The following is a 10,381-nucleotide window of genomic DNA, read 5'->3' on the forward strand; positions in this document are numbered from 1 at the left end:
CCGGACGGCGTACGGCGACACTGTGCCGCGGCGGCGGGCTACCGCCGGCTCAGCTCCAACTCCAGCAGCCACTCCACCACTTCGGTGTGGTGCCGGGCCTGCCGCGGATCCGCGCCCCACACGTACAGCCCGTGCCCGGCCACCACCACCGCCGGCATCCGCGGATCGCGTGCCGCCTCCAGACGGTCCCCGAGGACCGTCATGTCCTGGCTGTTGGCGATGACCGGCAGCGTCACCTCGACGTCGTGGGCGGGCAGGCCGACGCCCTTGAGCATTTCCAGATCCCTGAGGACGATCCCGCCCGGCTCCCGGCGGCCCATCGCCACCGACGCCACGGTGTGCACGTGCACCACGGCACCGGCACCCGTCAGCGCGGCCACGCGCGCGTGCAGCTCGGCCTCGGCGGACGGCTTGCCGCCCTGTACGGCCGCGCCCCGGCCGTCGACCAACACCACGTCCGCGGGGGTCAGTTCGCCCTTGTCGTGCCCGCTCGCGGTGACCGCGAGCCGCAGCGGCTCACGGGACAACACCACGGACAGGTTGCCGGAGGTCCCCCGCATCCAGCCGAAGGACGCGAAACGGGCGGCCTCGGCGGCGAGCACCGCCCCCGCCTCCTTTAGGTCCAGTGCGCTGATGTCGACGGTCACGTGCTGCTCCCAGGAGTGCTGATGCTGATGTCGTCGAACGTCCCCGCCTGCGCGTGGTCCCCGACGCCCTGCTCGTAGTACGGCTCCCCGGGCCGCCGGATCCCGACGGCGAACCAGCCCGCCGCACGGGCCGCGTCCAGCTCGCCCGGCCGGTCGGAGAGGAAGAGAAGCCGTTCCCCGGGGATCCCGGCCGACTCCGCGATACGGCGATACGAGGCCGGCTCCTGCTTCGCCCCCGCGTTCTCGGTGTCGTAGAGACCGGAGACCAGGGACGTCAGGTCGCCCTCCGGGCTGTTGGTGAACCACGCCCGCTGCGCGGCCACCGACCCGGACGAGTAGACGTACAGCCGTACGCCCGCCGCGTGCCACGCTCGCAGCTCCGGTACGACGTCGTCGTAGAAGTGCGAGACCAGGTCGCCGCGCGCGAAGCCCTCGGACCAGATGAGGCCCTGGAGCGTCTTCAGGGGCGTGGCCTTGCGGTCCTCGTCGAGCCACGCGTTCAGCGTCTTCTCGACCTCCGCGGTGCCGGCGTCCGGGGCCCCGGTGAGCTCCCTTACCTGCCCGACCGCTCGCGCCACCTCGGGATCGTCGCCCCGCTCGGTGAGCAGGGCGGCGAAGCGCGAGCGCGAGTAACTGTCCGGCGGCAACCAGCAGAAGGTCGTCGTCGGCCGCTGGCTCGCCAAGACCCCCCGCGTCCTCATCCTGGACGAACCGTTCCGAGGCGTGGACATCGGCGCCCGCCGGGACATCGGCCGTCGCGCCCGGGCCCTGGCGGCGGAGGGCGCCGCCGTGCTCGTCCTGTCCGCCGACGTCGACGAAATCCTCGAGGTCGCCGACCGGGTCGTCGTCCTCGCCGCCGGCGAGATCCACCTCGACGCGTACGGCGAGGACGCGGAACGCGACCGCGTGATCCAGACCATCGCCGTCTCCGTCTGAGCCCCTCCGACACCGGCCGCCGAGGAAGAGCACTCCATGACCACCACAAGCACCTCATGACCACCGGAAGCACCTCATGACCACCACGCAGAGCACCGAGGTCCCCACCAAGGCGGCGCTCCCGCCCGCGACCTCCACCGCCGTACGCGTCCAGAACGCCGTGATCAAGTACGGCTTCATCTTCGTCACGGTCGCGCTCTTCGCGTACTTCGCGCTGAGCGAGGGCTCCTTCCGTGAGTCGGCGACCCTCCTCGACACCCTCCGCTACGTCTCCGTCGCCGCCATCCTCGGCCTCGGCGTCACGCTCACCATGGCCGTCGGCGGAATGGACATGTCGGTGGGCGCGGTCGCCGGCCTCGGTGTCTCGGTCGCCGCACAGACGATGGTCGTCTTCAACCAGGTCGGCACGGTCGCGATCATCGCGGTGCTGGCGGCCGGCGCGCTGGCGGGCCTGCTCAACGCCCTCCTCATCGTGGTCCTGAAGATCCCCGACATGCTGGCCACGCTCGGCACCATGTTCGTCATCCAGGGCAGCAAGCTCATCCTGGTCGACGGCCAGTCCATCACCCCAGGCATGACGACGTCCGACGGCTCCACCGCGCCCGGCCGGTTCACCGAGGGCTTCCTGCGCATCGACCGCGGCGCGCTCTTCGGCATCCCCGTCTCCGTGCTGATCTTCGGCGCGCTCACGGTCGCCGCCTGGGTCTTCCTCGCCCGCACCCGCTGGGGCCGCGTCCTGTACGCCATCGGCGCCAACCCCGAGGCCTCCCGCCTGGCGGGCATCCGCGTCGGCGCGTACCGGGCCCTGGCGTATGTCCTGTCCGGCGTCCTCGCCTCCGTCGGCGGCCTGATCCTGGCGTCCCGCATCGGCCAGGGCGACGTCTCGGCCGGCACGTCCCAGCTCCTGGAGGCTGTCGCCGTGGCCCTGGTCGGTACGTCGGTGCTGGGCCGCGGACGTCCCAACGTCTGGGGCACGGCCCTGGGCGCGGTGCTCATCGGCATCATCACCACCGGCCTGACCATCAAGGGCCTGCCGTACTGCACGCAGGACGTCGTCGAGGGCGCGGTCCTCATCCTCGCCCTGGTCTTCAGCTTCACCCTGTCCAAGCGCCGTACCGCATAAGGGAAATCAGACATGGGCTACCGCATTCTGGAGACCGACGACATCCCCGGCCACCTGCACGAGCGGGGCCACTGGGCGAACCCGGACGACATCCACGTCCGCGAGGTCTCCGACGGCAACATGAACCGGGTGTTCCTCGCCTCGTCCGCGGATGGCACCCGCAGCCTCGCCGTCAAGCAGGCCCTGCCCTGGGTCCGGGTCGCCGGCCCGTCCTGGCCGATGAACCCCGACCGCGCCGACGCCGAGGCCCGCGCCTACGAGCAGCTGGCCAAGGTCGCCCCCGACAAGATCCCGGCGGTCCACGGGTACGACCCCGAGAACCACGCCCTCGTCATGGAGGACATGTCCGACCTGGAGGTCCTGCGCACCCTCCTCAACGAGGGCGCCGCCTACGGCCCGCACACGTCGGCGAGGATCGGCGAACTGGTCGCCCAACTCTCCTTCGCGACCAGCGACTTCGGCATGCCGTCAGCCGAACGCAAGGCGCTCGTCGCGGCCTCCGTCAGCCCTGAGCTCTGCAAGATCACCGAGGACGTCGTCCTGTCCGAGCCGTACGTCGAGCACGAGCACAACCACTGGCACCCGGGGCTGGACGACCTCGCGGCCACGTTCCGCGCGGACGCCCGTCTGCGCACCGAGGTCGCCGACCTCCGCCACACCTTCATGACCAGCGCCCAGGCCCTGCTCCACGGCGACCTGCACACCGGCAGCGTCATGGTCGGCGAACGCGAAGGCGCCCCGGTCGTCCGGGTCTTCGACCCCGAGTTCTCCTTCGTCGGCCCGATCGGCTACGACCTCGGTCTGTACTGGGCCAACGCGCTGGTCTCGGAGGAACGGGCCCGCGCTCTCGGCACCCTGAGCGACCACGCCGACCAGCTCCGCCTGTCCTGGGAGGCGTTCGAGGCGGAGTTCCGCCGCCTGTGGCCGACCCGCGTCGACACGTTCTTCGACGACGCCTACCTCGACCGCTTCCTGGGCCGCGTCTGGACGGAGTCCGTCGGCTACGCCGGCACGGAGATCGTCCGCCGCATCATCGGCTTCGCCCACCTGACGGACCTGACGACACTGCCGGACCCGGTCCCCGCGTCCCGCCGCGCCCTGCTGCTGGGCCGCGAACTGATCGTGCGGCGTACGGAGTTGACGACACCGGACCACGTCCGGACGCTGGTCTGACGGTCGGCAGCCGGTGCCGGCCGGCGTCGAACCACCCCATCGGGCGCGCGAAAGGGGCGGCTCCGTCGGTGTGGAGCCGCCCCTTTCGCCTCGTACGACCTACTCCTTGTCGAGCAGGTCCTGGACCTTCGCACGGACGTCGTCCGTAGCCAGGCCCCGGATCGTCAGCGTCGTCCGGCGGCGCAGCACGTCGTCCGTCGTCTCGGCCCACTCGTTGTCGCGGGCGTAGACGACCTGCGCCCAGATCTCCGGGGCGTCCGGGTGGACGCGCTCGGCGAGTTCGGGGTTGTCGTTGGCGAGGCGGGCGATGTCGAAGGCCAGCGAGCCGTAGTGCGTGGCCAGGTGCCTGGCCGTGTCGGCCCCCATGCGCGGACCCGGCGCCGGGTGGTCGACGAGCAGCCGGTGGGCCACCGCGCGCGGGTTGGCGACGCCCGGCAGCGGCAGCTTCTTCGGCAGCGAGGAGATCGGTTCGAAGTCGTCGCCCAGCGGGTGCCCCGGCAGCGCCTCCAGCTTCTGCATGACCGTACGGCCGATGTGCCGGAAGGTCGTCCACTTGCCGCCCGCGACGGACAGCATGCCGCCCCTGCCCTCGGTCACCACCGTCTCGCGCTTGGCCTTCGCCGTGCTGCCGGGGCCACCCGGCAGCACGCGCAGACCCGCGAAGGCGTACGTGATGAGGTCACGGTCGAGCTGCTGGTCGCGGATGGAGAACGCGGCCTCGTCGAGTATCTGGGCCGTGTCCTTCTCGGTGACGGTGACGTCCGCCGGGTCGCCCTCGTACTCCTCGTCGGTCGTGCCGAGCAGCAGCATGTCCTCCCAGGGGAGGGCGAAGGTGATGCGGTACTTGTCGATCGGGGTGGCGAGTGCCGCCTTCCAGGGGGAGGTGCGCTTCAGGACCAGGTGCGCGCCCTTCGACAGCCGGATGGACGGGGCGGAGTTCGCGTCCTCCATCCTGCGCAGGTGGTCGACCCACGGACCGGTCGCGTTGAGCACCAGACGGGCGTTCACACCGAACTCGTCACCGGACTGGCGGTCGCGCAGCTCCGCGCCCGTCACCCGGCCCTTGGTGAAGCGCAGGCCGGTGACCTCGGCGTGGTTGAGGACGACCGCGCCCGCCTCGACGGCCGCGCGGACCGTCATCAGCGCCATCCGGGAGTCGTTCATCTGGTCGTCGCCGTACACGGCCACGGCCTTGAGGTTGTCGGTACGCAGCTCGGGCACGTCCTGCGCGGCCTTCGACGGCGAGAGCAGGTGCCCGACGCCGTCACCGAAGGCCGACAGGGCGGAGTAGGCGAAGACGCCCGCCCCGAGCTTCGCCGCGCCGTGCGGCCCGCCCTTGTACACGGGGAGGTAGAACGTGAGCGGGTTCGCCAGGTGGGGGGCCACCTGGCGGGAGACCGCACGGCGCTCGAAGTGGTTCTCCGCCACCAGCCGCACCGCGCCGGTCTGCAGGTAGCGCAGACCGCCGTGGAGCAGCTTGGAGGAGGCGGAGGAGGTGGCGCCGGCGAAGTCGCCGGCGTCGACCAGAGCCACCCTGAGGCCGGACTGCGCGGCGTGCCAGGCGGTGGAGATGCCCAGGATGCCGCCGCCGATCACGAGAAGGTCGTACGACGCCTTGGCGAGCTGCTCCCGGGTCTCGGCTCGGCTCGGATTCGAGCCGAAGGCCGGGCGCGTACCGAGGGCAGGCACGGACTGCAGGGTGGACTGACTGGTCATTCGGGTTCTTACTCCTCGTCCTCGAGCCAGCCCATGGTCCGCTCGACGGCCTTGAGCCAGCTCTTGTACTCACGGTCGCGGATGTCCGCGTCCATGCGGGGGGTCCACTCGGCGGCCCGGCGCCAGTTGGCGCGCAGGTCGTCGGTGCTGGTCCAGAAGCCGACGGCGAGGCCGGCGGCGTAGGCGGCGCCGAGGCAGGTGGTCTCGGCGACCATCGGTCGCACCACGGGCGCGTCCAGGAAGTCCGAGAGGGTCTGCATCAGCAGGTTGTTGGAGGTCATGCCGCCGTCGACCTTGAGTGCCGCGAGCTCGACACCGGAGTCCTTGGTCATGGCGTCGCTGATCTCACGGGTCTGCCAGGCGGTGGCCTCCAGAACGGCGCGGGCGATGTGCGCCTTGGTGACGTACCGGGTGAGGCCGGCGATCACACCACGGGCGTCCGGGCGCCAGTAGGGGGCGAACAGACCGGAGAAGGCCGGCACGAAGTACGCGCCGCCGTTGTCCTCGACCGAGAGCGCGAGCGTCTCGATCTCGGCGGCGGTGCTGATCAGGCCCATCTGGTCGCGCATCCACTGCACCAGCGAACCGGTGACGGCGATCGAGCCCTCGAGGGCGTAGACCGGCGCCTCGTCGCCGATGCGGTAGCCGACGGTGGTCAGCAGCCCGGAGTACGAGTTGATGATCTTGTCGCCGGTGTTCATCAGCATGAACGTGCCGGTGCCGTACGTCGACTTGGCCTCGCCCTCGGCGAAACAGGTCTGGCCGAACAGGGCCGCCTGCTGGTCGCCCAGCGCGGAGGCGACCGGGATGCCGCCGAGCAGGTCACCCAGCTTGCCGCCGGTGATCTCGCCGTACACCTCGGCGGACGAGCGGATCTCGGGCAGCATCGCCAGCGGGACACCGATGGACTCGGCGATCTTCGGGTCCCACTCCAGCGTGTGCAGGTTCATCAGCATGGTGCGGGAGGCGTTGGTGACGTCGGTGACGTGCCTGCCGCCGTCGACACCACCGGTCAGGTTCCAGATGACCCAGCTGTCCATGGTGCCGAAGAGGATGTCGCCGGCCTCGGCGCGCGCCCGCAGGCCCTCGACGTTGTCCAGCAGCCAGCGGGCCTTGGGACCGGCGAAGTATGAGGCCAGAGGCAGGCCGGTCTCACGGCGGAAACGGTCCTGCCCGACGTTGCGGCCGAGCTCCCGGCACAGGGCGTCGGTGCGGGTGTCCTGCCAGACGATGGCGTTGTGGACGGGCTCACCGGTGTTCTTGTCCCAGAGCAGCGTGGTCTCGCGCTGGTTGGTGATGCCGATGGCCTTGATGTCGTCACGCGTGATGCCGGCCTTGGCGATCGCCGAGGCGACGACCTCCTCGACGTTGGTCCAGATCTCGGTGGCGTCGTGCTCGACCCAGCCCGGCTTCGGGAAGATCTGCTCGTGCTCCTTCTGGTCGACGGAGACGATACGGCCGTCCCGGTCGAAGACGATGCAGCGGCTGGAGGTGGTGCCCTGGTCGATCGCGGCGATGAACGGGCCGGCGGTGTGGGCGTCGGTCACTGTGTGCTCCTGGAAGTCCGTGGTTAAGGGGCTGTACGTACGGCGCGTGCTGTCTGGCTCGGTGTGAGCCGGGTGCTCCTAAGCAAATGCGACGTTGTAGATGCCTGCAGCGATGGCGCCGCCGATCAGCGGACCGACCACCGGGATCCAGGCATAGCTCCAGTCGGAGCCGCCCTTGTTGGGGAGAGGCAGGAGGGCGTGCACGATACGCGGACCGAGGTCACGGGCCGGGTTGATCGCGTAGCCGGTCGGCCCGCCGAGGGACAGACCGATGGAGACCACCACGAGCGCGGTGATCAGGGCGCCCAGGGTGCCGAGGCCGTCGCCGTTCGCGTTCAGGCCCTGCGTGAGGACGGCGAGCACCAGGACCACGGTGCCGATGATCTCGGTGGCGAGGTTCTGCCACACGACGCGGATCTCGGGGCCGGTGGAGAAGATGCCCAGGACCGGGCCCGCGCCCTTCTCCTGTGCCTCGACGGCCTTGGCCGTCGAGGCCTGCGCGCCCGGACCGCCGACGATCTCCCTGTCGGTGAGGTGCGCGTGGAACTGGCCGTAGTAGGCGACCCAGACCAGGGTCGCGCCGATCGCGGCGCCGAGCAGCTGGCCGGCCCAGTAGACCGGGACGTCGCTCCAGTCGCCGTCCTTGATGGCGAGGGCGAGCGTCACTGCCGGGTTGAGGTGCGCTCCGGAGAGCGGCGCCGAGGTGTACACGGCCGTCAGTACGGCGAAACCCCACCCGAAGGTGATGGCGAGCCAGCCGGCGTTGCGTGCTTTGGAGGCCTTCAGCGTGACGGCGGCGCAGACGCCACCGCCGAGCAGGATGAGTATGGCGGTACCGATGGTCTCGCCGATGAAGATGTCGGAGCTGGACACCCGCGACTCCTTTGTCCTTCGTCCAGGGAAAGCAGAACCCCGGGTCCCTCCGGTGGTTCGCGTGCCCTCGGGGGTGAGGGCGATGCCGGCCCTTGGCGTTGTCACACTCTAGCGCGTATTGCCGGTAGGTGTTCGACAATGCCGACCGATGGACGGGAGTCTTGCTCCGGGGTTACGCGCACGTCAAGAGCTCTGTTGTCGAAAACGCGATCGTTATTGATCGACGTGAACTTCGATCTTGAGTTCGATACGGACGGCTGCGGAATGGGCACGGTATGTGTCGATCTGACGGTTTACCCCGTTGTGTCAGGTAACGACTGAGGGCCGGTACGTCGACTCGACGTACCGGCCCTCAGTCGTACGGTGCTCAGAACCGCCCGGCGCCCAGGTCCCGCGACACCGCGCGGGCGCAGTCCCGCACCGCGGCGATCAGCTCGGGGCGCAGTTCCCCGTCCCGGCACAGCCGCTCCACGGCCCCGGTGATGCCGACGGCGCCCACCGGCATGCGCCGCCGGTCGTGGATGGGCGCGGCGATGGACGCGACGCCCTCCCAGGTCTCCTCGACGTCGGCCGCGTACCCACGCGCGCGCGTGATGTCCAGGATCTGTTCGAACTCGTCGAGCTCGCAGACGGTCCGGTCGGTGAACGCCTTGCGGTCGCTCTCCAGCGCCTCGCTGTGCGCGACCGGGTCGTAGGCGGACAGGACCTTGCCCAGTGCCGTGCAGTGCAGGGGCTGCATGGCCCCGATCTCCAGCACCTGCCGGCTGTCGTCCGGCCGGAAGACGTGGTGCACGATCAGCACGCCCTGCTGGTGCAGCACGCCCAGGTGGGTGCTCTCCCCGCTGGAGCGGGCCAGGTCGTCCGTCCACACCAGGGCGCGCGCTCGCAGTTCGTGCACGTCCAGATAGGTCGTGCCCAGGCGCAGCAGCTCGGCGCCCAGCTGGTAGCGGCCCGAGGCGTCGTCCTGCTCCACGAAGCCCTCCTGCTGGAGGGTGCGCAGGATGCCGTGCGCGGTGCCTTTGGCGAGGCCCAGCGACGAGGCGATGTCAGAGAGGCCGAGCCGCCGCTCGCCGCCCGCGAGGAGCCGCAGCATCGCGGCCGCCCGTTCGAGCGACTGGATGTTCCGTGCCATCGCCGTACTGCCTCCGTCCCCTTCGACCGCCGTTCCGCGACGCTCGCTGCCGCCGTTCGGCAATGTCGAACACTACCGGTCCATGCCGACCTCCCGCTAACGGTCGGTCCGAATCTGTTGCGTCACTCGTATCCCGTGCGTGACCCTGCCGCCATCCTCGTCCGTCCCCTGGACGCCCTGACCAGCCGACCCCGGGCCCGGTTACCCTGGCGACGTGCGTTCCCGGGAGAGTTGCACGGGTGACGCAAAGCCGACAGCCGTCGCACCTCGAGGGAGCCCTTTCATGGCCTCTGTGCCGCCGACCCCTTCCGCCGACAGCCGGACTCGTGTGTCCGCGCTCCGAGACGCGCTCGCCTCCCGCGTGGTGGTGGCCGACGGAGCGATGGGCACCATGCTCCAGGCCCAGGACCCCACGCTGGAGGACTTCGAGAACCTCGAAGGCTGCAACGAGATCCTGAACGTGACCCGCCCGGACATCGTCCGCTCCGTGCACGAGGCGTACTTCGCCGTGGGCGTCGACTGCGTCGAGACGAACACCTTCGGCGCCAACCACACGGCCATGGTCGAGTACGACATCCCCGACCGCGTGTACGAGCTGTCCGAGGCGGGCGCCCGCATCGCCCGCGAGACCGCCGACGAGTACGCCGCGCGCGACGGCCGCACGCGCTGGGTCCTGGGCTCGGTGGGCCCGGGCACCAAGCTCCCCACCCTGGGCCACATCGCGTACCCGACGATCCGCGACGGCTACCAGACCAACGCCGAGGGCCTGCTGGCCGGCGGCGCCGACGCCCTGATCGTCGAGACGACCCAGGACCTGCTCCAGACCAAGGCCTCCGTGGTCGGCGCCCGGCGGGCGATGGAGGCGACCGGCGTCGAGGTTCCCCTGGTGGTCTCGATGGCCTTCGAGACGACCGGCGTGATGCTGCTGGGTTCGGAGATCGGCGCGGCGCTGACCGCGCTGGAGCCGCTGGGCATCGACATGATCGGCCTCAACTGCTCGACCGGCCCGGCCGAGATGAGCGAGCACCTGCGCTATCTGACCCGCCACTCCCGCATCCCGCTGCTGTGCATGCCGAACGCCGGCCTGCCGATCCTGACCAAGGACGGCGCCCACTTCCCCCTGGACCCGGAGGGGTTGGCGGACGCGCAGGAGACGTTCGTGCGTGACTACGGCCTGTCCTTGGTCGGTGGTTGTTGCGGGACGACGCCGGAGCATTTGCGGCAGGTGGTGGAG

9 protein-coding genes and 1 pseudogene are annotated in these 10,381 nt (G+C 70.4%); 4 read left to right on the plus strand and 6 right to left on the minus strand.

What is annotated here, in order from left to right:
- Positions 1–38: 38 nt before the first annotated feature.
- Positions 39–647, minus strand: coding sequence for a methylthioribulose 1-phosphate dehydratase (gene mtnB / locus KUM49_RS23600; protein ID WP_217238909.1), 609 nt, complete (start codon positions 645–647; stop codon positions 39–41).
- Entirely contained in the window at positions 644–1,330 is a 687-nt protein-coding gene (gene mtnC / locus KUM49_RS23605) for an acireductone synthase (protein ID WP_254401663.1), read from the minus strand. The genes mtnB and mtnC overlap by 4 nt, the downstream gene beginning before the upstream one ends.
- Between mtnC and KUM49_RS23610 the strand changes: the two are divergent.
- From KUM49_RS23610 to mtnK, 3 genes and pseudogenes are all read left to right on the plus strand, one after another.
- Positions 1,281–1,583, plus strand: a pseudogene (locus KUM49_RS23610) (ATP-binding cassette domain-containing protein); the annotation flags it as partial. The gene mtnC and the pseudogene KUM49_RS23610 overlap by 50 nt on opposite strands.
- Positions 1,584–1,659: 76 nt before the next feature.
- The gene (locus KUM49_RS23615) at positions 1,660–2,706 is read left to right on the plus strand and encodes an ABC transporter permease (RefSeq protein WP_217238911.1); all 1,047 of its coding nucleotides are present in this window, start codon (positions 1,660–1,662) and stop codon (positions 2,704–2,706) included.
- Positions 2,707–2,718: 12 nt separating this feature from the next.
- Entirely contained in the window at positions 2,719–3,879 is a 1,161-nt protein-coding gene (gene mtnK / locus KUM49_RS23620; RefSeq protein ID WP_217238912.1) for an S-methyl-5-thioribose kinase, read from the plus strand.
- A 99-nt stretch (positions 3,880–3,978) separates the two neighbouring features.
- Here the strand turns inward: mtnK and KUM49_RS23625 are convergent, their stop codons facing one another.
- The 4 genes from KUM49_RS23625 to KUM49_RS23640 form a co-directional block, all read right to left on the minus strand.
- Positions 3,979–5,595 carry a glycerol-3-phosphate dehydrogenase/oxidase gene (locus KUM49_RS23625; RefSeq protein WP_217238913.1) on the minus strand — a complete coding sequence of 539 codons (1,617 nt, stop codon included), beginning with the start codon at positions 5,593–5,595 and terminating at the stop codon, positions 3,979–3,981.
- 8 nt (positions 5,596–5,603) lie between these two features.
- Positions 5,604–7,142: a glycerol kinase GlpK gene (gene glpK, locus KUM49_RS23630; RefSeq protein ID WP_217238914.1), complete on the minus strand. Its 1,539-nt coding sequence runs from the start codon at positions 7,140–7,142 to the stop codon at positions 5,604–5,606.
- 78 nt (positions 7,143–7,220) lie between these two features.
- On the minus strand, positions 7,221–8,015 hold the full coding sequence (locus KUM49_RS23635; RefSeq protein ID WP_217238915.1) for an MIP/aquaporin family protein: 795 nt from the start codon (positions 8,013–8,015) through the stop codon (positions 7,221–7,223).
- A gap of 367 nt (positions 8,016–8,382) precedes the next feature.
- The gene (locus KUM49_RS23640) at positions 8,383–9,147 is read right to left on the minus strand and encodes an IclR family transcriptional regulator (protein WP_217238916.1); all 765 of its coding nucleotides are present in this window, start codon (positions 9,145–9,147) and stop codon (positions 8,383–8,385) included.
- 283 nt (positions 9,148–9,430) lie between these two features.
- Here KUM49_RS23640 and KUM49_RS23645 point away from each other — a divergent pair.
- Positions 9,431–10,381: homocysteine S-methyltransferase family protein (locus tag KUM49_RS23645; RefSeq protein WP_217238917.1), on the plus strand; the 951-nt coding region annotated here is incomplete at its 3' end.

The sequence above is a fragment of the Streptomyces sp. AC555_RSS877 genome (assembly GCF_019049245.1).
Lineage (GTDB): Bacteria > Actinomycetota > Actinomycetes > Streptomycetales > Streptomycetaceae > Streptomyces.